30 protein-coding genes and 1 tRNA gene are annotated in these 19,125 nt (G+C 62.7%); 27 read left to right on the top strand and 4 right to left on the bottom strand.

Features of this window, described 5'->3' with window-relative positions:
* The first annotated feature begins 569 nt into the window (after positions 1-569).
* The 26 genes from BME24068_RS23175 (at position 570) to BME24068_RS23055 (ending at position 14,077) form a co-directional block, all read left to right on the top strand.
* The gene (locus BME24068_RS23175) at positions 570-806 is read left to right on the top strand and encodes a hypothetical protein (protein WP_174927503.1); all 237 of its coding nucleotides are present in this window, start codon (positions 570-572) and stop codon (positions 804-806) included.
* Between the two features lie 28 nt (positions 807-834).
* The gene (locus tag BME24068_RS23170) at positions 835-993 is read left to right on the top strand and encodes a hypothetical protein (RefSeq protein ID WP_174927502.1); all 159 of its coding nucleotides are present in this window, start codon (positions 835-837) and stop codon (positions 991-993) included.
* 33 nt (positions 994-1,026) lie between these two features.
* Entirely contained in the window at positions 1,027-1,191 is a 165-nt protein-coding gene (locus tag BME24068_RS23165; protein WP_174927501.1) for a hypothetical protein, read from the top strand.
* 202 nt (positions 1,192-1,393) lie between these two features.
* Complete coding sequence (locus BME24068_RS23160; protein WP_174927500.1) at positions 1,394-2,188, top strand: DNA adenine methylase; 795 nt, start codon at positions 1,394-1,396, stop codon at positions 2,186-2,188.
* Positions 2,189-2,278: 90 nt separating this feature from the next.
* Positions 2,279-2,572 carry a hypothetical protein gene (locus BME24068_RS23155; RefSeq protein WP_174927499.1) on the top strand — a complete coding sequence of 98 codons (294 nt, stop codon included), beginning with the start codon at positions 2,279-2,281 and terminating at the stop codon, positions 2,570-2,572.
* A 26-nt stretch (positions 2,573-2,598) separates the two neighbouring features.
* The gene (locus BME24068_RS23150) at positions 2,599-2,775 is read left to right on the top strand and encodes a hypothetical protein (protein WP_174927498.1); all 177 of its coding nucleotides are present in this window, start codon (positions 2,599-2,601) and stop codon (positions 2,773-2,775) included.
* Positions 2,776-3,068: 293 nt separating this feature from the next.
* Entirely contained in the window at positions 3,069-3,191 is a 123-nt protein-coding gene (locus BME24068_RS35315) for a hypothetical protein (RefSeq protein WP_275405003.1), read from the top strand.
* Between the two features lie 50 nt (positions 3,192-3,241).
* Positions 3,242-3,937, top strand: coding sequence for a hypothetical protein (locus tag BME24068_RS23145; protein WP_174927497.1), 696 nt, complete (start codon positions 3,242-3,244; stop codon positions 3,935-3,937).
* 175 nt (positions 3,938-4,112) lie between these two features.
* Complete coding sequence (locus tag BME24068_RS23140; protein WP_174927496.1) at positions 4,113-5,231, top strand: DNA-methyltransferase; 1,119 nt, start codon at positions 4,113-4,115, stop codon at positions 5,229-5,231.
* On the top strand, positions 5,228-6,034 hold the full coding sequence (locus tag BME24068_RS23135; protein ID WP_174927495.1) for a DNA cytosine methyltransferase: 807 nt from the start codon (positions 5,228-5,230) through the stop codon (positions 6,032-6,034). Before BME24068_RS23140 ends, BME24068_RS23135 begins: the two co-directional genes overlap by 4 nt.
* A gap of 9 nt (positions 6,035-6,043) precedes the next feature.
* Positions 6,044-6,844, top strand: coding sequence for a hypothetical protein (locus BME24068_RS23130; RefSeq protein ID WP_174927494.1), 801 nt, complete (start codon positions 6,044-6,046; stop codon positions 6,842-6,844).
* A complete protein-coding gene (locus tag BME24068_RS23125; RefSeq protein ID WP_239008007.1) occupies positions 6,841-7,329 on the top strand; it encodes a hypothetical protein in 489 nt (162 codons plus the stop codon). The genes BME24068_RS23130 and BME24068_RS23125 overlap by 4 nt, the downstream gene beginning before the upstream one ends.
* Positions 7,326-7,712 (top strand): Lar family restriction alleviation protein, encoded by a 387-nt coding sequence (locus BME24068_RS23120; RefSeq protein WP_174927493.1) that lies wholly within the window; start codon positions 7,326-7,328, stop codon positions 7,710-7,712. The genes BME24068_RS23125 and BME24068_RS23120 overlap by 4 nt, the downstream gene beginning before the upstream one ends.
* Positions 7,702-8,640, top strand: coding sequence for a hypothetical protein (locus tag BME24068_RS23115; RefSeq protein WP_174927492.1), 939 nt, complete (start codon positions 7,702-7,704; stop codon positions 8,638-8,640). Before BME24068_RS23120 ends, BME24068_RS23115 begins: the two co-directional genes overlap by 11 nt.
* Positions 8,637-9,416 (top strand): Lar family restriction alleviation protein, encoded by a 780-nt coding sequence (locus BME24068_RS23110; protein ID WP_174927491.1) that lies wholly within the window; start codon positions 8,637-8,639, stop codon positions 9,414-9,416. The genes BME24068_RS23115 and BME24068_RS23110 overlap by 4 nt, the downstream gene beginning before the upstream one ends.
* Positions 9,413-10,183, top strand: a complete 771-nt coding sequence (locus BME24068_RS23105) for a hypothetical protein (RefSeq protein WP_174927490.1) — start codon at positions 9,413-9,415, stop codon at positions 10,181-10,183. The genes BME24068_RS23110 and BME24068_RS23105 overlap by 4 nt, the downstream gene beginning before the upstream one ends.
* Positions 10,173-10,961: a hypothetical protein gene (locus BME24068_RS23100; protein ID WP_174927489.1), complete on the top strand. Its 789-nt coding sequence runs from the start codon at positions 10,173-10,175 to the stop codon at positions 10,959-10,961. The genes BME24068_RS23105 and BME24068_RS23100 overlap by 11 nt, the downstream gene beginning before the upstream one ends.
* Positions 10,951-11,193 carry a hypothetical protein gene (locus tag BME24068_RS23095; RefSeq protein WP_174927488.1) on the top strand — a complete coding sequence of 81 codons (243 nt, stop codon included), beginning with the start codon at positions 10,951-10,953 and terminating at the stop codon, positions 11,191-11,193. Before BME24068_RS23100 ends, BME24068_RS23095 begins: the two co-directional genes overlap by 11 nt.
* On the top strand, positions 11,186-11,476 hold the full coding sequence (locus BME24068_RS23090; protein ID WP_174927487.1) for a hypothetical protein: 291 nt from the start codon (positions 11,186-11,188) through the stop codon (positions 11,474-11,476). Before BME24068_RS23095 ends, BME24068_RS23090 begins: the two co-directional genes overlap by 8 nt.
* Entirely contained in the window at positions 11,469-11,984 is a 516-nt protein-coding gene (locus BME24068_RS23085) for a hypothetical protein (protein ID WP_174927486.1), read from the top strand. Before BME24068_RS23090 ends, BME24068_RS23085 begins: the two co-directional genes overlap by 8 nt.
* Positions 11,981-12,217 carry a hypothetical protein gene (locus BME24068_RS23080; protein ID WP_174927439.1) on the top strand — a complete coding sequence of 79 codons (237 nt, stop codon included), beginning with the start codon at positions 11,981-11,983 and terminating at the stop codon, positions 12,215-12,217. Before BME24068_RS23085 ends, BME24068_RS23080 begins: the two co-directional genes overlap by 4 nt.
* Positions 12,214-12,522, top strand: a complete 309-nt coding sequence (locus tag BME24068_RS23075) for a hypothetical protein (RefSeq protein ID WP_174927485.1) — start codon at positions 12,214-12,216, stop codon at positions 12,520-12,522. Before BME24068_RS23080 ends, BME24068_RS23075 begins: the two co-directional genes overlap by 4 nt.
* A complete protein-coding gene (locus BME24068_RS23070; RefSeq protein ID WP_174927484.1) occupies positions 12,519-12,710 on the top strand; it encodes a hypothetical protein in 192 nt (63 codons plus the stop codon). Before BME24068_RS23075 ends, BME24068_RS23070 begins: the two co-directional genes overlap by 4 nt.
* Positions 12,707-13,096, top strand: a complete 390-nt coding sequence (locus BME24068_RS23065) for a Lar family restriction alleviation protein (protein ID WP_174927483.1) — start codon at positions 12,707-12,709, stop codon at positions 13,094-13,096. The genes BME24068_RS23070 and BME24068_RS23065 overlap by 4 nt, the downstream gene beginning before the upstream one ends.
* Position 13,097: 1 nt before the next feature.
* A complete protein-coding gene (locus BME24068_RS23060) occupies positions 13,098-13,430 on the top strand; it encodes a DNA-binding protein (protein ID WP_174927482.1) in 333 nt (110 codons plus the stop codon).
* Complete coding sequence (locus tag BME24068_RS23055) at positions 13,427-14,077, top strand: hypothetical protein (RefSeq protein ID WP_174927481.1); 651 nt, start codon at positions 13,427-13,429, stop codon at positions 14,075-14,077. Before BME24068_RS23060 ends, BME24068_RS23055 begins: the two co-directional genes overlap by 4 nt.
* On the opposite strand, the gene BME24068_RS23050 is transcribed toward BME24068_RS23055, so the two are convergent.
* On the bottom strand, positions 14,061-14,270 hold the full coding sequence (locus BME24068_RS23050) for a hypothetical protein (protein WP_174927562.1): 210 nt from the start codon (positions 14,268-14,270) through the stop codon (positions 14,061-14,063). The two genes, BME24068_RS23055 and BME24068_RS23050, sit on opposite strands and share 17 nt — an antisense overlap.
* 210 nt (positions 14,271-14,480) lie before the next feature.
* Here BME24068_RS23050 and BME24068_RS23045 point away from each other — a divergent pair, with 210 nt between their 5' ends.
* On the top strand, positions 14,481-15,470 hold the full coding sequence (locus BME24068_RS23045) for a tyrosine-type recombinase/integrase (RefSeq protein WP_174927480.1): 990 nt from the start codon (positions 14,481-14,483) through the stop codon (positions 15,468-15,470).
* Between the two features lie 87 nt (positions 15,471-15,557).
* On the opposite strand, the gene BME24068_RS23040 is transcribed toward BME24068_RS23045, so the two are convergent.
* The 3 genes from BME24068_RS23040 to selA form a co-directional block, all read right to left on the bottom strand.
* Positions 15,558-15,653: transfer RNA gene (locus BME24068_RS23040), tRNA-Sec, on the bottom strand.
* Between the two features lie 38 nt (positions 15,654-15,691).
* A complete protein-coding gene (selB, locus tag BME24068_RS23035; RefSeq protein WP_174927479.1) occupies positions 15,692-17,617 on the bottom strand; it encodes a selenocysteine-specific translation elongation factor in 1,926 nt (641 codons plus the stop codon).
* Positions 17,614-19,053: an L-seryl-tRNA(Sec) selenium transferase gene (selA, locus tag BME24068_RS23030; protein WP_174927478.1), complete on the bottom strand. Its 1,440-nt coding sequence runs from the start codon at positions 19,051-19,053 to the stop codon at positions 17,614-17,616. The genes selB and selA overlap by 4 nt, the downstream gene beginning before the upstream one ends.
* Between the last annotated feature and the right edge of the window lie 72 nt (positions 19,054-19,125).

The raw sequence follows: 19,125 nt of genomic DNA, 5'->3' as shown, positions 1-19,125 counted from the left end.
CGTAGCCACGCTCACCCCGTAGTAGGACAGAGGCGCCCTCCCTGAACGCTGTTGCGATCCAAGCTCTCAAGAGCGCGCATTCGGACGCGGATCCTCCGCACCAATCAACCGACCTGCAGCGCAAACAGGACGTCGAGTGCGCGCCCTTGAGAGTTTCGAAATTGCGCCCGGGTAGATGGACAGCACACTCCATCGGTGAGCGCGACTCGCCAGTCCTGCGAGAGATAAACGAAGTGGACCCGTCACCTCAGAAATAGGGCTTGGCAAGCCGACGGACGGTCAAGAGAACGGCCGGGATGCTAACCGGCGCCGGACAACGTAACCGGCACGTCGACCGCGCTGATCGAATCGCATTGACCTTCAGTGCCATTCCTTGAGCGCGGTCAGGCCGCCAGAAATCTAACCGGCCTCAATATATTTCGGATGACTAATCTATGACCACATTACTTGTTGGTGTCGGTCTCGGTGTTTTCGCTTCAGCCCTTCTGCTCGTCGTCGTGTTTGATCTTCGGCAAGGGCCACGCCGACAGCGGAAACAGTGACCAACGCAACACGAAGGGGAAACGCCGATGAACGCACGTCAGCGCCGCAAGGCTTATCGCGCGATGCCACAGCAAGGACAGCGCGTCACCTGGACCACCATGTCGGGCCGCGTCAAATCGGCCACGGTCGAGGGCCACAAGGAATGGTTTCACGGCCAATGGAACGAAGAGCGCCTGAACGTGCCATGCGTTCATCGCGTCCGCGTTCGGCTCGACTCCGGCAGCCACGCCCATCCGCTCGTTTCGCGGTTGAACCCCGTCTAACCACTGCTCCCGCTACAGGAGAAAGACGATGGAAAAGCTCTACCACGTCGTCCTCGTGTATGAGCGCACGGGGCATCGGGTTCGCAAGACGAAGCGGCCCGTGACTCGGGACCGCGGGCTCGAACTGATCGCCGCGATCGCCAATCGCCCGAACCAACGCACGGAACTAGAACCGGCGACCACATAACCCGCGCCCGCTACGGCGGGCCTTGGAGAACGCATGGCAAAGCTCTCACAAGCCGCGCTCCTGCTTCTGCGCGAAGCAGGGGCGACCGAGATTGACGACGATTTCGTCGTCATCGGCAATACGGACATCCGCATTTTGCTGTCAGCGCGGGCCGTCAGCGATTTGAATCAACAAGCCCGCGAGCGAGACAGCGCATAACGAGATCGGACGCGAATGGCAACGCATCGATAAGGCTGGTCGCGATCGACCAGCAGCAGTAGGAAAGGACGCGGCGACGTACCTGGTGTTAGAGCACCCGGCACGCCCCGCACCCGCAGTGCGCACTGCGAATCCGGCAAGGCCACGTCACCCCTGCAGAGGCGGACGAAGGCTATCACGGATGGACTCACTTGGCCAATAGATGCAACCAACACCAATCATTCCTTGGCTCGGCGGCAAACGCCGCCTTGCCGACAAGCTGATCCCACTTTTCCCTCCGCACGAATGCTACGTCGAGGCGTTCTGCGGTGGCGCTGCACTCTACTTCCTGCGACCAGTGCCGGCACCCGTCGAGGTCATCAACGACGTCAACGGCGAACTGGTCAATCTCTACCGGGTTGTGCAAAACCACCTGGAAGAGTTCGTCCGCCAGTTCAAATGGGCGATCAGCAGCCGGCAAGTCTTCAAATGGCAGCAGATCACGCGGCCCGAGACACTGACCGACATTCAGCGAGCGGCCCGTTTCTTCTACCTTCAGCATCATGCGTTTGGCGGGAAGGTCTCAGGACAGACTTTCGGCACCGCCACGACCGCACCTTCGGTCAACCTGCTGCGGATCGAAGAACAGCTTTCGGCGGCACACCTACGCCTAGCCGGTACTCACGTCGAAAACCTTCCGTGGCGAGAGTGCGTCGAGCGGTATGACCGACCGCACACGTTCATTTACCTCGATCCACCGTACTGGCAAACCGAGGGATACGGCGTCCCATTCGGCTTTGAAGAATACGAGGCAATGGCAGCGCTGATGCGCAATGCACGCGGCAAGGTCATGGTGTCGATCAACGAACATCCGGACATCCGCCGCGCCTTCGATGGTTTCCACATGCTCGAGCTCGACATTCGCTATTCCGTCGCGAATCGCCACGGTCGACCGGATGCAAGCGGCGAGCTGGTGATCACGAACTGGACGCCTGGGGTAATAGGCGGTCTGTTCTAACCCACCTGCAGCGTTCGAACACGCTCCTTTCCGGTCCGCGATGCACTCGCCGAAACCGGCCTCGATTGACCATCCCTTGAGGAACCCACGATGACAACCGTCACCAAGGAACAGATTTACGACGAGCAAATCTCGCCGCTCATGACGCAGGTCATCGCTATCTGCAAAGAACACAAAATTCCGATTCTCGCGTCGTTCTTCACACCTGGTGAAGACGATCCCGAGCTCGCGGTTACGACCGCGCTGCTCGGCAACGGGTTCGAGGCACCGGTCAACTTCATCAATGCCCTGCGCGTGCTGCGGCCCGAACTGTTTGCCGGGACGCCGCTGATGCTTCGAGTCGATCACGGCAACGGCAGCAAGACGCTGACCGCCATCCTGTAACTGAAGACAACCACCCGGAGAAAAGCATGGCCCATTTTAAATATGCAATCGGCAGTCACGTAACGATCACCGCGAGCAGCGAAAGCGGCGAGGTCGTCGGCCGCGCTGAATACGCAGCCAGCGAAAACAGCTACCTCGTTCGCTACCGGTCCGCCGATGGCCGCGCGATGGAATGCTGGTGGAGCGAAAGCGCGCTCGCGTAACAGGTCGAAAGGACGGGCGGCCAAGCAACACAGTCGCCCGGTTCTCTGCGCGTTAGGCGCGCACTGACGAGACCAAACAAGAATTTCGAGGGACCAATGAACAGCCTTCAGCCTGTATTTACGCGAAACAAACGATCGCTTGTGACGCAAGCACCGAGCGATAACGCCCTGCTCGCATCCTGCAACGACCTTCACGGATACGTCGCCAAGGGAAGCGCCGTTGCAATGGCATGCGGTGTCGCTATCGGCTGTGTCTGGTTCCTCTGTGTCGCGTACCGTGCGGGGATTCTCACGTGGCCCTGGTGAAAATCTGGCTCGGTGCGCTCGCGGCCATCATCGTATTCCTCTGCCTGCAATCCATTCTGCAACAAGACTCCGATCGCATCGAGCTCGCACCAGTCGCGCAGCGCACTTAACGCGCGGCGCATCGCTACTACTTCGGCATCACACACTTACGGGAAAGCCCATGAAAGAGCTTGAACAAGCCGTCTCGAACGCATTTTCAAACATCGTCACCTCCGGCACCATCGAGAAAGCCATCGAAGAGAAGCTGACGAAAACTATCACGTCGATCGTCAACGACGAGCTGCAAAGCTATTCGGAATTCGGCAAGCAACTGAGCGAACACGTCAAGAAAGCTGTCCAGGTCGATTTCACGAAGCTCGGCCTCCCCGGATACAACGACCTGATCCTCAAGATCATTCGGAAGCGTGTCGAAGCAGGTCTGAATGAGCAGATCGAAAGGCACGTGGCGACGCAGCTCGACGAACTTCTCGCTCCCGCGCCTGAAGAGATCAAGTTGTCCGAGCTGGTGGCGGAGTTCATCAAATTCCAAGCCGAGAAGCAGTCGTACTCCTGCTCATGCGACTTGCCCGACCGAATCACGTTGACGGTGGATACCGAGGGATCATTCACCCATATCGGGCTCGACAAGGAAGCCGGAATCGACCGGTATCGGTGCCCGTGGCGAATCGACACGATGGACGGGCGCGTGTACAGCGTCAGGATCAACGAGATCGACCCGAAGAATGCGCTCTTCATCGGGCCGATTTACGGTTTCGAACGGAAGCTGTTCCAACTCTACGCAGCCGGTACGAAGCTGGTCATTGATTGCGACGTCGACGACATCGATACGTCGTATCCGGGCCGCGGAGATTACTAACTCCCCCGCTACCTCAAGCCGCGCAAATTCCGTTGCCTCGGATGCGCGGTTTCTTCTTGTGGGCGGCCTGTTCGGCGCCCTTCTTTTTTCCTTCCCGGCTTCAACGGCAGACGCTCGGCTACTCAGTGCAGTCGAGCATCCGCCATTGAGGCTGAAACACTGATTGAGGATGACGATGAGCGATTGGCTCGACAAGTCTCACCGCGGCGACTGCCGCGACCTGATGCGCGCGATGATCGCCGACGGCGTGCGCGTGCATACGATCGTTACGTCGCCGCCATATTGGGGCCTTCGCTCGTATCTGCCGGCCGGGCATCGCTACAAGCATCGCGAGATCGGGCAAGAGCCGACGCTGCGCGAGTTCATCGAGACCATGGTCGGCGTGTTCGAGCTCGCGCGCGAGCTGCTCGCGGATGACGGCACGCTCTGGCTGAACATGGGCGACGCGTACGCCGGATCGTGGGGCGCGCAAGGCCGCACGGGGCAAATGTCGGATCGCTCGGTGATCAGCGCGCAGCAGATCGCCGCCGCTCAGCATCGGGCTAGCGGTACCGGCTCGCGCGAGCGCACCGGCCTGAAGCCAAAAGACTTGATGGGCCAGCCGTGGCGCCTCGCGTTCGCGCTGCAGGACGCCGGCTGGTATCTCCGACAGGACATCATCTGGCACAAGCCGAACCCGATGCCGGAGAGCATGCGCGACCGGTGTACGAAGGCGCACGAATACCTGTTCCTGCTGAGCAAGAGCCCGAAGTACTACTTCGACCAGGACGCGATTCTCGAGCCGGTCAGCCCGAACACGCACGCGCGTCTATCGCAGAACGTGCAAGCGCAGATTGGCAGCGCGCGCGCGAATGGCGGGGCGAAGACGAACGGGACCATGAAGGCTGTCGGCCGCGGCGTTGGCTGGGGCTATGGCACTGACGCCACCGAGCGTGACCGCGGGCGCGTGACGCGCAAACTGGCCGAAGACGGCAGCGGCACGAAGAACAACGGCAGCTTCGACGAAGCCATGGCGATTATGCCGACCGAGCGCAATCGCCGGTCGGTGTGGACTATCCCGACGCAATCCTACAGCGGCGCGCACTTCGCCACGTTCCCCGAAGCGCTCGTCGAGCCGTGCGTGCTCGCCGGCAGCCGGCCGGGCGACGTCGTGTTCGATCCGTTCTTCGGCAGCGGCACGACGGGCCAGGTCGCGCAGCGGCTCGGCCGCCGCTTCCTCGGCTGCGAACTCAATCCCGATTACGAACCCCTGCAACGCGACCGGTTGCGCCAGCCGGGGCTCGCGCTCGCATGATCACCGAGAACTACGTGGCCGCGTACTACAACGAGATCGATCCGTATGCCGCGCACTGGCTGCGCAACCTGATCGCCGCGGGGCACATCGCTCCTGGCGATGTCGACGAACGGAGTATTGAGGATGTCCGACCTGATGACCTGCGAGCCTACGACCAGTGCCATTTCTTCGCCGGAATCGGCGTGTGGTCGTATGCCCTTCGCCGCGCCGGCTGGTCCGACGATCGACCTGTTTGGACCGGTTCCTGTCCGTGCCAACCTTTCTCCGCGGCAGGCAAAGGAGCTGGGTTTGATGACGAGCGGCACCTGTGGCCCGATTGGTTCTGGCTCATTGGGCAGTGCCGGCCTGTCGACGTGCTTGGGGAGCAAGTTGCAAGTGCTGCCGGGCTCAGCTGGCTCGATCGAGTTTTTGCCGACCTTGAAAACGCGAACTACGCCTGCGGGGCGGTCGATCTATGCGCTCGCCGCATCGCATTTCCGATTCGACGGCCGCGCCTTTTCTTTATGGCCCACGCCAACGGTCAACGACAGCCGCGGCGGACGGAACCGTACCGCCGTGCGCTCGAATCCGCGCAGTGCGCATCACGACGGAGTCACGTTGGTGGATGCAGCTCGGCTGCATTGCTTGACTGGCGCGATGTTGTCGGCGCCGACGGAAATCGTCGGTTGCTTGAATCCGGAATTGAGCCGCTCGTTGATGGCGCTCCCAGCCATGTGGGACGACTGCGCGCCTACGGCAACGCGATCAACGCCGAAGCGGCAACGCAATTCATCCTCGCCGCGCAAGACATCCTGACCATCTGAGGACCACACATGACCACCAAGGCCGAACGCGCCGAGCACGCCAACCAGTTAATCAGGGCCATCGGATCGACCGGGCGGCGATTCTTCTATAACGCGCAGCACGACTGCTACGCGCGGATCGAGCTCGATAGCCGAGGACGCGTATGGTTCGTCGACGATTACACCGGCAAACGTGTCTATACGCACGATTCGCGGGGCCGCTGGCGCGGCTTTACGCACGGCGGCACGCTGCGCAGCCTGGTCGAACGCATGCGCGACTACATCACAGCCGGGTGGCAGTTGCCGCGCGGCGTGATCGCACCTCCGTACATGGGAGGCGACGCAGGCACCAACGTTTGGGGCTATGAACGCAATGCTGCGGCCGCCGTCCGCGAGGCAGCGTTTGCATTGCCGATCATTGCGCCGGCGCCGTGTCCGAGCGACACGCCGCGCGACTACTACGTTATCAGCGTGCACCACACGATGCGCGAGCACCGGTACATCACGCTATGGTGTCCGGACAACTCAGGGTATTGCTACCGCACAACTCGCGCTGGCAAATATCCGTCTGCTGACATCCGCGCACATCTCGGCTACTACAACAGCGGCTGCGCAAACATCGCGGTCCCCGTCGATGTGATCGATCCGCTGACTGTCATGACGACGCCAGCAGACCGTCTCGACGGCCCGGACGGCCCGGCGCTGCTCAACACGCGCGCGAACTGGAAGAAGTTGATCGCGAACGTGATCGCGCGCCCCGAATATCGAATCGAACCGCAGTTCCCCGGCGCGCGCCGGCCTGCTCATGAACGCCGGAGGGCTACATCATGACCACCCAAAACGAAAAGAGCCCCACTCCCAAACAGGCGAGCGAGGCAGCGAACAGTGGTGCTGGCCCTGTCCGCGAAGCTATTGTCGACGCGAACGCTGCGGGCAGCAATGGGACGAGTTCGAAAGTTCGAACCGTTTGGAGCAGCAACAACGAGGACTTCACGTGTGATGAGCTCGACGAACTGCTCGACATGCACGACGACCTCACCATCGGTGCCATCGTGTTCGTCGGCGAAGTCGCGCCGATTCCGACCAAGCACCTCTGCGACGCAGACGACGTAATCGACTTGATGGGCGAACGCGCATACGACGAAGTCGGCGAGTACGCCGATGGGTATCCGGACGTCACGTCGGAAGCGAAGGCAGAACTCAACGCGCTGCTGGCCCGCTGGATCGAAAAACACGCGAAACCGACGTTCTACAGCGTCATCAACGTTCGCGAACACATCATCACAGCGGCAGACATGGAGGGCCGGGACCAATGACCACCACCAACCATAGCCGCACTAATGCGCTGACGGACCTGCTGCCGTGCCCGCATTGCGGTCATGCTGCACAAATCATGACGGGCGACGGCCCCTTCTTTGGCCGTGTGCAGGTCGAATGCGGATCGTGCCGGATCGCGACGTTCTGGTACGACCAAGCTGTCGCCGTACGACAGTGGAACCGTCGGGTCTCCGCATCCCCTGTCGAGCAGCACGAAGCAGCGCCGGCCGACGAGCGCTCCGTGCTGAATTTGGCTATCGAGGCTTTGCAAGCATTTGCGGGCTCAGACGATTTCCACTTCTGGCACAAGAAATATCACCCCGCGATCGAGAAGGCTCGCCGCGTCCTGGCTGCATCGAAGGAGATCATAAATGTCGAATAGCAAACTCACCGACGGGCGCCGCATCGAGATCATCAACGAGGCGACTCAGGCATGGGGCAGGAAGGACAACGACGTGCTGTATCTCGCCGTGTCCAAGGCAATCGAGGCCGAGGTATTGCATCCTGTCAATCAGCACGAAGCAGAGAATTTCGCTTGTTACCTGATCGACAAGCGCGAAGGCGAGATGGTCACCGAGGAAAACGTGCAGGCGTGGCTCGGCGCGATGCTCCGCGACCCGCAGTATGCGAACACGCAACCCGCACCCTCCGCCCCGCTCGAAGGTACGGGCAATGGGGCGGAACAAGCGATCCATGTCGAGGCGCGGCAGTGCGTCGAATGCGGCCATGTCGGGATCAACGACGAGCATCCTTTCCATGCAGCATGTGGATATTCGTGTGGCTGGCGCGGCCCGGAGCCCGAAGCTGACGAATGCCCAGGCTGCGGAGAGAAATACATCATGTCGGCCGCGTGCCCGAAATGCAGCGCGCAATATCGACTTATCGCATCGGCTAACGTTCTCTCCCTCGCCCCTCGCACTGGGGTGGCAGGAGCGGTGCCGGAGGGGTGGAAGCTGGTGCCGATCAAGCCGACTGGCGTCATGAAAGATGCGGGGCATTGGGCGCTTCCGGTCGGAGCCGGCGGTCCTTGGACGGCCGCCGCCGTCTATCGGGCAATGCTCGATCAAGTCACGACGCCTCCCTCCGCAGATGCAGCGGCAGAGGACAAGTACGTCATCGAGCGCCTGAGCACGGTGCTCGCGAATGTCGCAGTGGCGCTGCTCGGTGAGGAAGCTGACCGCCCTGCCGCTGAAACGCTCCAGAAGCTACCCAAGGAAGCCGCGAAACTTCGCCTCGAACTTGACCTTTACCGGGCGCAAGCCGCAGATGCAGCGGCAGCGCCGGCAGACATGGAGGGCCGGGACCAATGACCACCACCGACAAGAGCCGCGCTGATGCGCTGACGGACCTGCTGCCGTGCCCATTCTGCGGGTCGGCAGCTTCGCTCAATAGCGACCACATCGACTACTTCGTGCTGTGCGATACATGCTCCGGCGAAGGGCCTCGCTTGCAGTCTCCGACTGGCAATCATGAAGCGTCCAAGCGCGGCGCAATCGCTGCGTGGAACGCCCGCGCACCTGTCGAGACGATGAGCGCTGATGCGCTGAAAACGATCGCCGAATTTCCGATTACCGATCCGGCCAACATGGATGCGCTCAACATGCGGAAAATCGCCGCAGACGCGATAGCCGCACCTGTCGAGCAGCACGAAGCAGCGCCGATCCCGATGCTGCTGTTCTGCCCACGTTGCGGTGAGCAGCACATCGATGCGCCGGAAGAGCACGAGTATGACGCGGGCTTATCGACACGCATGGAGGTTAGCTGGACGAATCCGCCGCATCGTTCGCATCGGTGCCATGCCTGCTATTGCAGTTGGCGTCCGGCCGATGTCGCGACGATTGGCGTCGCGTCCATCGAAACCCGCGGAAAAGAGGACACATGGACGGCCGAGCAAGGAAGCATTGCAGATGTTGATCTGGCAGCCTTCGAGCGGCCCGCACCCTCCGCCCCGCTCGAAGGCACGGGCAATGGGGCGGATGAACGGGCTATGTTCAATACCCGCATCACGCAACGCATTATCGTAGGTTCGACGGTCTTCGAGAAAGGCGTCGAGATGAAGTACGTGCTTGCGGCGCTTGAACGATGATCCATTACCACGGCACACCGATCACGCCCGCGACGGCCGCCGCGCGAGCCATCTCTGGCGGACATGCTTTCGTATCGTTTCAGCATCCGGAACAACTCGGCCTAGCGCTTGAAGTGGCCCAGACATTCGCGGTCGATAACGGCGCGTTCTCGGCATGGCGCAGTGGTGCGCCGGTCACAAACTGGAAGCCGTACTACGCATGGGTAGGCGAACTGAATCGCTATCCGTCCTTCGACTTCGCAGTCATCCCCGACGTGATCGACGGCGATGAACATGCAAACGATGCATTGCTGAACGAATGGCCATGGCACGAAACCGCCCCCTGGGTCGGCGCGCCGGTATGGCACCTGCACGAAAGCCTGGAGCGTCTCGAACGCCTGGCATTTGCATGGCCTCGGATATGCCTCGGCAGCTCTGGCGAGTACGCGACCGTCGGCACCCCGCTTTGGTATCGGCGTATGGCCGAGGCGATGGATGTCCTTTGCGATAAGCATGGGCGCCCGATCTGCAAGATCCATGGACTGCGAATGCTCAATCCTGACGTGTTCACGCGTTTCCCGTTCGCGAGCGCAGACAGTACGAACATCGGCCAGAACGTCGGCATCGACAGCAAGTGGCGCGGGCCGTACACGCCGGCAACAAAAGAGGCTCGCGCGCAGGTGATGCGTGAGCGGATTGAGGCGCATCAAGCACCGACATTTTGGGTGCGAAAAATCGCGCCGATTCAAGCCGAATTCGTCCTAGAAGGAGAAAGCCATGTCGAATGATAAATCCCGGGACGCCTTTTCCCGCGCCCCTCGCACTGATGTGGCGGGAGCGGTGCAGCCGTCCATCGAATACCGCTACGAGGGCGGCACCTTCTGGTGCGACCTTGGCCCGGCTGAACGCATGCGCCCGGACTTCAAGGGCGTCTATCGGCTGAAGGCCGGCGAATTCCCGGTATGGGGCGGCGACGAACCCTCCGCAGATGCAGCGGCAGCGCCGGCAGACGAGCGGGCGGCTCTGGTCGAGCGCGTGCTTGGAATGTTCGAGGCATGGCCGAAAGACGAGCTTGGCCCCACCGACGAACCCGAATCTCAGTATCGATTCGGCTACAACACCGCACTGGAAGATGTGCTCACCGCACTCGACGTCCCGCCCGCTCGGGGTTCGCGCGCGGCAGCATCGCAGCCAGCAGCGGCAGCGGGGCAAGAGGCGGCGACTATGCCGTATCTCTACGTGTACGAATACGACAGCCACTTCGGCCTGCATCGCGAGTTTTCGCCGCGCTCGTGGAACGGAATGAAGCCGACGCGAACCATCGCGCTCTACACCGCCCCGCCCGCGCAGGTCGCCACTCGGCAGGGGCTGACGGACGAGCAGCGCGGCGTCCTGACGTACGTGAATCAGCCCGATAACGTCGGAGCGTGGCGACTCGGCGAGGCTTGTCGCGCGGCAAAGGCCGGCGGCGATCCCATTGATCACGGACTCAGCCTGTTGAAGGAATTGCAGGATCGTGGATATGGCGTGATCGCCCTTCTCGAGGGAGACAAGCATGCCGACTGAACAATACGTCGTCATCGTGCACGATGCTGCCGACTCGTGGAACGCCAGCATGATCAGCGATTTGAAGGAATGCGTTCCCGAGGCCCGCGTGCTCTCCGAACTGAAGAACCGGTATCTCATCGAGTGTCCGATTCATTGCGAGGCTGACTTGCTCGACTACTTCTCGGGGGAGCATTGCACGATCAGCAAGAACCGGAAGTACAAGCTCAACAAAGGGGCCAACCATGTGTAACTACTCGGGTTCGCACTTCGGTGCACGATACTCGGACGCTTGTTGCATCGACGGCTACCTGTGGGACGAGGATAGTTGCGATGAGCCGGGCGGTCCGCTTTACAACGGTGGAGACATTCCGTGCCCGGCCTGCAACCTCGACGAATTCGTCGAATATCACGCGGACGATACGTGGCACAGCGGCAATGCCAAGCAACGCCGCACCGCACGTCGCACCTATTTCCGCGACCTTCGCTCGCGAATCGTGCGCAGCCTCGAATTGGATGGAGCCAAGCATGAATAAGACGCTGACGGATGAGCAGATCCTCTCCATCGCAGAGAAGCATCACGCTTCGCACCCCGGCGTCGATGAATGGTGGGAATTTCGCGACCGTGCCGACGTAATTGCATTCGCTCGCGCCCTCCTCGCCGATCAGCAGCCGGAGCCGCGCGCCGAGGTGGTGGACGACAAGACGAAGCGGCTCATCAAAACGCTGTCGGACATCATCCACGACCAGACCGTCGCGATGCAGTCCGCGATCATCGAGTGGCAGCATGGTAAGGGCGCCAAGGCGGCCCTGAGCTGGATCGTCAACACCCTTGAAGGCCCCGGTCATCTGCCGGACTTCGACGCGCCGCACGGCAAGCATGCTCAGTTCTGGTTCAACGCCAATCAGGCGAACCCGTTGCCGACGTGCTTCTGCGGAAATCCTTCGTCATCGCTGTGGATGGGACAAGGCTTCTGCTGCGAGGAACACTATCGCAAGGCCAGGGCCAAGTACGACGCCGCCCGCGCAGGAGAAGGCCAATGACCAAATACGAAAAACTCGACGCGCTGATTCTGGCTTCGATTGATAGCGGCCGTCATTCTTCCGGTTCGATCGCCACGGGATACACGCGCATCGAAGCAGAGCGTATTGCAACCGCTCAACCGCTCTATGACATGGCGAAACGCATTCTCGATCGTCGTCTCCAGGCGCTGCGCAAGGCCGGTCACATCAAGGCGACCGGCAAGGGCTGGATTCGCGCTGGAGACCCATCATGACCGAACCTATTCTGTCGCGCGAGGAAGTTGAAGAACTCGCACACCGCATCTGCATGACGTACGTCCATGCGCAAAGTCCGTGCATGCGGCGATATACGTTCGGAATGTTGACGCTCGAACAGTTCGCCCGAGCCATCGAATCCGCCGTACTGGCAAAGGCTTGCGGGGAGCCGGTGGCTGTCGTCGTTAGCGCATACGGCGATCCGGAAGCGTTCGGGGAGCGTGAAGTCTTGCTCAAGCAGGCGGCAATCCAGAAGCTGCCTTACGACACCAAGCTCTACGCCCTCAACCGGAGCAAATCATGAAGATCATCGTGGAAGTAAAAAACGAAATTCTCGGTGACAGCGTGTTTTGGCGTGGCGACGCCGAAGACATTCGACAAATCCGCAATGTCGTCGCCGCGCAATTGGCGTTTCACGTTTCTCGCGATGGAAAGCCGCGTAGCGCTGGAATGTGGCATGTGCATGCAGAAGCCTCCGGAGACCCATCATGAATATCACCGATGACATGCTGACGGAACTGCTGCCGTGCCCGTTCTGCGGAGCCAAGGCCACGGTCGAAAAAATCGGGCTGGATTGGTGGAGACTGAAGGCGCTCCACGACGATGAATGTGCGCTTGATGCCGACCACATGCTTCAGGCGCCACACACGCCAGAAGGCCGCGCGTGGGTTATTGCAGCATGGAACCGCCGCACCACTCCCGACAGGGAGGCGATCATCTCCGCAGCGCGCGTCGTAGTTCGTAATGCTCTTGACGATGTGCGTGTTCACCCCTGCGATGAACATAACGATGATGTCCGAGCGAATGGTCTTTGCGATCCGATCCGCGCGCTGTATCTCGCACTCAAGGCCACCCCCAATGGTGGGAAGGGAGACTGACATGTCTAGCCGCCGCATCAACAGCACAGAGGTGGTCGGCGTTCTCGCGAAGGGCACGCACACCGCGCGGCAGATCGCAGCCGAACTCCAGACGTCGACGGCGTTCGTGCAGAGCTTCCTCGATACGCTGTTCTATGCCGGCCGCATCCGGATTGATCGGCGCGTCACGACCGACACCGCGTATGAGCTGACGCCGATCGCCGCACCGCGCGCACCACTCGACACGCCGGCCGCCGGGCCGCGGCTCGCACCCAACCTGCAATCCACGCTCGCCGGCTACGATCGCGAGATCAGCCGCCGCGTCAAGTTCGCTATGACCACGAGGGGAAAATGAAGGAACGCCCTATTCTATTTAACGCCCCGATGGTGCGCGCCATCCTCGAAGGCCGGAAGACGCAGACGCGCCGCGTGATGAAGCCGCAACCAATCGAACAAAGCGGTTGGGTCGGTGGTGCCTATTGGGAGCGCAAGCCGGCGCGCGGCATGCAGCCGGCTGACCAATGGTGCATCCGCGACATGCTGCAGTTCTGCCCGCACGGCCAGCTCGGTGACCGTCTGTGGGTGCGCGAGACCACGTACGACGTCGAGCGTAATGGCTGGGTTGGCCCGGTGTACGTCGAATCAGATGAAGGCGCTCACGCTTCGGCATGGGGCTGGGGAGAATCGGATGATCCCGACTACATAGAGCCGTACGAGCTACGCAGGCGCCCCGCCATCCACATGCCCCGCTCGATGGCCCGCATCACGCTCGAGATCACTGGCGTGCGCGCTGAGCGCCTGCAGTCGATCAGCGAGGCCGACGCGCGCGCTGAAGGCGTGATGATCGAAGAACACCACATGCGCGGTTACTGCGCCGGCGCCTACCGGCCGCCCAGCATCCGCGCCTTTCATTACCTGTGGGACGGCCTCAACGCCGCGCGCGGGCACGGCTGGGATGCAAACCCGTGGGTATGGGTGATCGAATTCAAGCGTATCGACTAAGCCACTCTTCCGAAAAATTCTTCGCGTAGGCGACCGCTTCGGCCTCTGTGTCGAACTCGCCGAGCTTCCGGAAAGCAGCCTCCCGGCTGAATCCCAACTTCGTTACCTCTACCTGGGCGGCGTACTTGCCGTCCTCCGTCACGCGCGGCTCGCAGTTCATCTCGTACCCGCGCATCAAGAATTTCTTCTGCATCAGTTCAAAACCCCTTTTTAGACCAGAGGATCGCAGCATGGACCTATCCAAAGGCAAGCGCGTGAGCGCTAAGGAGGCCGCAGCGGTCCTCGGCGTCCCCTACCAGAACATCAGCCGCATCGACCGAAGCTGTACGGTTATACAACGATTCAAGTTGGGGCACAAAACCCACGTCTACGATCTCGATTCGCTATACAGGTACCTCGCATCATGCCTATCGAAACCATCACAAAAAATGGCCGCAGGCGCTTCCGCTGGACGTTCGAACGCGTCATTGAAGGCTCGCGCATCCGTAAAACAAAACTCATCCCTGCGGGACTTTCTGCGCGCGAAGCTGACGAATTAGGCCGCCAATGGGACGTAGAGGTCTATGCGGTCGCAAGCGGGGCGCGTAAGCCCGTCGTCACAATTGGCGAGTGCGTCCGGATTCACGTCACTGACAAAGGCGCCGAATGGAAGGATCGGAAGGCTCGCCTGCAAATTCTGACGAAGTACGCGGCCGAATACGAAGATCAAGATGCTCTCGACCTGTACGATTGGTCGATTCAATTTGCAGGATTCATGCGCTCGAGCGTTGATCGTCAGGGGCATCAGAAGAAGCCGAGTGCCGATGGAACGATTCACAACACGCTCGGCTATCTCCGGGCCGCGATCAAATACGCCCACAAGATTGGCAAGCTCGAATACGATCAAACTGCCAAAATGGTCATACCGAAACAGTCGGAGGAGCGTCACCTTTACAAAGGCCGTCGCGAAATGCTACAGATCGCCAAGGCATGCACGCACCGACAAACCCGTGCTGCAATCCGCGTCGCGTTCTACTCCGGAATGAGAATGAGCGAAATTCTGCGGGCCATCCCGACGAGAGATGGATTCTCCCTCGGCAGGACAAAAAATGGGCGCCCCAGACTGATCCCCATTCACCCGCGCATTGCCGTCGTCGCTCGGCGCGTGAAATTCGACGTTCCACCGTGGAAAGTAAAGGACGAGTGGATAAAAGCCCGGAGGAAATCGGGCCACATCGACGTCCGGTTTCACGACCTCCGGCACAGCGCTGCTTCGGAAATGATCAACGGTGGGATTGACCTCTACACGGTAGCCGGCGTGCTCGGCCACAAGACGACCACGTCGACCAAGCGATACGCGCACCTTGTGACGGATCGGCTTGCCGAGGCCGTCAAGAAAATCGGCCGCTCATAACCCACAAACACGAATCAGGCAGAAAAACCCACACCTCAGGCGCAAATGACATTCCACGCGGAACGTCAAAATCGCTTGAAACCCTTGTGGCGGAAGGCAGCAGGAGTCGAACCTACCCGGGAGCGTCTGACACCCCCAACCGGGTTTGAAGTCCGGCCGTACCACCGGATACGAATGCCTTCCGTGGGAAAAACCAAAAGAGCGAGAAGCACGACGAGCGCCTACGCCTGAATACCCACCCAACCGCTGTCAGGCCGCAGGAAGTGAAGATCGCGGTGGAAGCGAGTATACCCAACCCGATCGAAGAACTCGAGAATCTGGATCGCCCGCTTGCGGCCGAGCCCGGTCGCGTCGCGAAACGTCGCGGCATCGAGCCCGCCGCCGCACGTCGGCGCGAGATGCGCAACCAGCCCGGCCAGCTCGCGCACGACATCCGCGTGATAGAACAGGTCGCGCACGATCTGATGCACGTCGCCGCGCCGCGCGAGCTTGCGCAGCAGCGCGCGCACGGCGTCCTCGGCTGCGCCCGTGTCGCGCGCCAGATCGCGCACCCACGACGGATCGAAACGCCCCGCATGAATCAGCGGCAGCAGTTGCCGCGCCAGCGCCTCCTCGCGTGCGTCGAAGCTCACCGAATGCGACGGCAGATGCAGCCACGGCCCGCTTCGCGCGACGTCCCCGCCCGACACCAGCGCATCGACGAGCGCGCGCCACAGCGCATCGTCGACGACCGGCGCCGCCATCCGTCGCAGACGTGCCGCATCGAGCCCCTGCTCGTCCGGCATCCGCTCGTGATACACGCGCAGCGTGTCGATCGCCCGCGCCTGCAACGCATGCCAGTGCGTGCGCGCCATCACCGTGCCGTCGTTCGACGCCGCATCGCGCTGGCCGATCGCCAGCGCATCGTCCGGCAGCCCGAGCACGTCCGGCGCGAACCCCGTCAGATGCGTGAGCATCGTGCGGGCTATGCCGAGCGGCGCCTGCGCGAGCAGCGCATCGAGCCGCCCTTCGTCGAGCCACACGGCCAGCGCGTCGAGCCATGCGCGGCGCGCAGGCGTGCGCCGCTTGCGCGCCGGCCCGAACGGGTCGAGCACGCGGCCGCCGCCGACGGTGCGCGTCGCTTGCGGGTTGCGCGCGATGAAGCGATCGCCCGGCAGCGCGAATACCGGTTCGTCGAACACGAGTTGCACACGCATCTTCTGGCCGGCCGCGAGCGTATCGCCGTCGAGCAGCGCGACGTGCGCGACGCGATGCAGCGTGCCGAGATGCACGTGCAGCGGCGCCCAGTGCGTCAGCGTCAGCCCGGCATCGGCCAGCAGCGTCAGTTCGACGTCCAGCCGCGGCGACGTCGCGACGAGCCGCGCATCCGCGACGGTATCGCCGCGCTCGACGTCCGCCTTGTCGACGCCGGCCAGGTTCAGCGCGCAACGCTCGCCCGCGCGGCCCCCTTCGACCGGCCGGTTCTGTGCATGGATGCTGCGCACGCGTGCCGCGCCGCCGGTGCGGACGACCGCGAGCGTGTCGCCGGTCGCCACGCGGCCCGCGAACGCGGTGCCCGTCACGACGGTCCCCTGCCCCGCGAGCGTGAACACGCGATCGACCGCGAGCCGGAACAGGCCGTCGTCGCGGCGCGCGCGCCACGCGAGCGCCGCATCGGCGAGGCATCGCTTCAACGCGGCAACGCCAGGATCGTCCGCGCGCGTCGCGCAGGTTTCGAAGATCGGTGCACCATCGAGCGTCGAGCCGTGCAGCCACGTCGCGATCTCGTCGCGCGCGGCCGACAGGCGTGCGGCATCGACGCGATCGCACTTCGTCAGCGCGACCACGCCGTGCGTGACGCCGAGCAGTTGCAGAATCGCGAGATGCTCGCGCGTTTGCGGCATCACGCCGTCGTCGGCGGCGATCACGAGCAGCGCGAAGTCGATTCCGCACGCGCCGGCCGCCATCGTATGAATCAGCTTCTCGTGGCCCGGCACGTCGATCAGGCCCAGCACGTCGCCGTTCTCGAGCGGCGTATACGCATAACCGAGCTCGATCGAGATGCCGCGTGCCTTCTCTTCCTTCAACCGGTCGGTGTCGACGCCCGTCAGCGCCCGCACGAGCGTCGTCTTGCCGTGGTCGATATGTCCTGCCGTACCGACGATCATGCAGCCGGCCCCGCGATCAGCGCGCATTGCGCGACGAATGCCGCTTCGTCCGCTGCCTCGAGGCAGCGCAAATCGAGCCGCAGTGCGTTGTCGGCGACGCGGCCGATCACCGGGTGCGGCCATTCGCGCAGCCGCTTCTCGAGCTGCGCGAGCGCGCGGCCGCTGCGCTTGCCGTCCGGCGTGCGCACGACGAGCCCGGCGCTCGGCAACTGGTCGACCGGCAGCGCGCCGCTGCCGATCTGGCTGAACATCGGCTCGATGCGCACGTCGAAGCCGCTGCCGAGCGCGGCCTGCAATGCCGGGCGCACGCGCTCGGCCGCTTCGGCGATGTCGTGCCGCGGCCGCGTCAGCAGCCGCAGCGTCGTGAGCCGTTCGCGCAGGAATTCCGGTGCCTGATAGAGCCGCAGCACGGGTTCGAGCGCGGCGAGCGTCAGCTTGCCGACGCGCAGCGCGCGCTTGAGCGGATGCTTCTTGATTTTCGCGATGAGCGCGCGATCGCCGGCGATCAGGCCGGCCTGCGGGCCGCCGAGCAGCTTGTCGCCGCTGAACGTGACGAGGTTCGCGCCGGCCGCGACGGTTTCCTGCACGGTCGTCTCGTGCGGCAAGCCCCATTGCGACAGGTCGGCGAGCGTGCCGCTGCCGAGGTCGACCGCCACCGGCAGCCCGTGCTCGCGCGCGAGCGGCGCGAGTTCGGCGAGCGTCACCTCCTTCGTGAAACCGCTGATCGCGTAGTTGCTGCAGTGCACCTTCATCAGCAGCGCCGTACGCGGGCCGATCACATCCGCATAGTCGCGCAGATGCGTGCGGTTGGTCGTGCCGACTTCATGCAGCTTCGCGCCCGCGCGGCTCATGATGTCGGGAATGCGGAACGCGCCGCCGATCTCGACGAGTTCGCCGCGCGACACGATCACTTCGCGTTTCGGCGCAAGCGCGGAGAGGGTCAAAAACACGGCCGCCGCATTGTTGTTGACGACGGTCGCGGCTTCCGCGCCCGTCAGTTCGCACAGCAGATCGTCGATCAGGTCGTCGCGGTCGCCGCGGCGGCCGGTGCCGAGATCGAATTCGAGGTTCACGGGTTGCGTGAGCGCGGCGACCACCGCGCTCACCGCATCGTCGGGCAGCAGCGCGCGCCCGAGGTTGGTATGCAGCACGGTGCCGGTCAGGTTGAACACCGCGCGCACGGCGCCCGCGCTCTGCGCGGCCAGCGTGCGGGCGACGGCCGCCGCGATGTGCGGCTCGTCGAGCAGTTCGGCCGACGACGGATCATGCTGCGCGGCGGTACGCCAGCGCTCGAGTTCGGCGCGCACCGCGTTCAGCACGCGGGTGCGGCCGTAGTCGGCGAGCAGCGGTTGCAGCGGCGCCGACGACAGCACGCGCTCGACCGACGGCACGCGCGCGAGGACGGCATTCAGTTCATTCAAACCCGGTTCGGTCACGTAGTCGTGGCTCCATTTCAATGCGCGGCAGGCAAACGGGGCCGGCGCCTACGCGCCCGCCCCGGCTGCCCG

Origin of the sequence: Burkholderia anthina, from assembly GCF_902498995.1 — a bacterium.
Classification (GTDB): domain Bacteria; phylum Pseudomonadota; class Gammaproteobacteria; order Burkholderiales; family Burkholderiaceae; genus Burkholderia; species Burkholderia anthina.
Note: the sequence above shows the minus strand (reverse complement) of the source record. Positions and strands in the feature narration are given on the sequence as shown.

Coding starts and splice junctions, on each gene's coding strand:
- BME24068_RS23175 (WP_174927503.1), top strand. CDS start 570: ATGAACGCACGTCAGCGCCGCAAGGCTTATCGCGCGATGCCACAGCAA.
- BME24068_RS23170 (WP_174927502.1), top strand. CDS start 835: ATGGAAAAGCTCTACCACGTCGTCCTCGTGTATGAGCGCACGGGGCAT.
- BME24068_RS23165 (WP_174927501.1), top strand. CDS start 1,027: ATGGCAAAGCTCTCACAAGCCGCGCTCCTGCTTCTGCGCGAAGCAGGG.
- BME24068_RS23160 (WP_174927500.1), top strand. CDS start 1,394: ATGCAACCAACACCAATCATTCCTTGGCTCGGCGGCAAACGCCGCCTT.
- BME24068_RS23155 (WP_174927499.1), top strand. CDS start 2,279: ATGACAACCGTCACCAAGGAACAGATTTACGACGAGCAAATCTCGCCG.
- BME24068_RS23150 (WP_174927498.1), top strand. CDS start 2,599: ATGGCCCATTTTAAATATGCAATCGGCAGTCACGTAACGATCACCGCG.
- BME24068_RS23145 (WP_174927497.1), top strand. CDS start 3,242: ATGAAAGAGCTTGAACAAGCCGTCTCGAACGCATTTTCAAACATCGTC.
- BME24068_RS23140 (WP_174927496.1), top strand. CDS start 4,113: ATGAGCGATTGGCTCGACAAGTCTCACCGCGGCGACTGCCGCGACCTG.
- BME24068_RS23135 (WP_174927495.1), top strand. CDS start 5,228: ATGATCACCGAGAACTACGTGGCCGCGTACTACAACGAGATCGATCCG.
- BME24068_RS23130 (WP_174927494.1), top strand. CDS start 6,044: ATGACCACCAAGGCCGAACGCGCCGAGCACGCCAACCAGTTAATCAGG.
- BME24068_RS23125 (WP_239008007.1), top strand. CDS start 6,841: ATGACCACCCAAAACGAAAAGAGCCCCACTCCCAAACAGGCGAGCGAG.
- BME24068_RS23120 (WP_174927493.1), top strand. CDS start 7,326: ATGACCACCACCAACCATAGCCGCACTAATGCGCTGACGGACCTGCTG.
- BME24068_RS23115 (WP_174927492.1), top strand. CDS start 7,702: ATGTCGAATAGCAAACTCACCGACGGGCGCCGCATCGAGATCATCAAC.
- BME24068_RS23110 (WP_174927491.1), top strand. CDS start 8,637: ATGACCACCACCGACAAGAGCCGCGCTGATGCGCTGACGGACCTGCTG.
- BME24068_RS23105 (WP_174927490.1), top strand. CDS start 9,413: ATGATCCATTACCACGGCACACCGATCACGCCCGCGACGGCCGCCGCG.
- BME24068_RS23100 (WP_174927489.1), top strand. CDS start 10,173: ATGTCGAATGATAAATCCCGGGACGCCTTTTCCCGCGCCCCTCGCACT.
- BME24068_RS23095 (WP_174927488.1), top strand. CDS start 10,951: ATGCCGACTGAACAATACGTCGTCATCGTGCACGATGCTGCCGACTCG.
- BME24068_RS23090 (WP_174927487.1), top strand. CDS start 11,186: ATGTGTAACTACTCGGGTTCGCACTTCGGTGCACGATACTCGGACGCT.
- BME24068_RS23085 (WP_174927486.1), top strand. CDS start 11,469: ATGAATAAGACGCTGACGGATGAGCAGATCCTCTCCATCGCAGAGAAG.
- BME24068_RS23080 (WP_174927439.1), top strand. CDS start 11,981: ATGACCAAATACGAAAAACTCGACGCGCTGATTCTGGCTTCGATTGAT.
- BME24068_RS23075 (WP_174927485.1), top strand. CDS start 12,214: ATGACCGAACCTATTCTGTCGCGCGAGGAAGTTGAAGAACTCGCACAC.
- BME24068_RS23070 (WP_174927484.1), top strand. CDS start 12,519: ATGAAGATCATCGTGGAAGTAAAAAACGAAATTCTCGGTGACAGCGTG.
- BME24068_RS23065 (WP_174927483.1), top strand. CDS start 12,707: ATGAATATCACCGATGACATGCTGACGGAACTGCTGCCGTGCCCGTTC.
- BME24068_RS23060 (WP_174927482.1), top strand. CDS start 13,098: ATGTCTAGCCGCCGCATCAACAGCACAGAGGTGGTCGGCGTTCTCGCG.
- BME24068_RS23055 (WP_174927481.1), top strand. CDS start 13,427: ATGAAGGAACGCCCTATTCTATTTAACGCCCCGATGGTGCGCGCCATC.
- BME24068_RS23050 (WP_174927562.1), bottom strand. CDS start 14,270: ATGCAGAAGAAATTCTTGATGCGCGGGTACGAGATGAACTGCGAGCCG.
- BME24068_RS23045 (WP_174927480.1), top strand. CDS start 14,481: ATGCCTATCGAAACCATCACAAAAAATGGCCGCAGGCGCTTCCGCTGG.
- selB (WP_174927479.1), bottom strand. CDS start 17,617: ATGATCGTCGGTACGGCAGGACATATCGACCACGGCAAGACGACGCTC.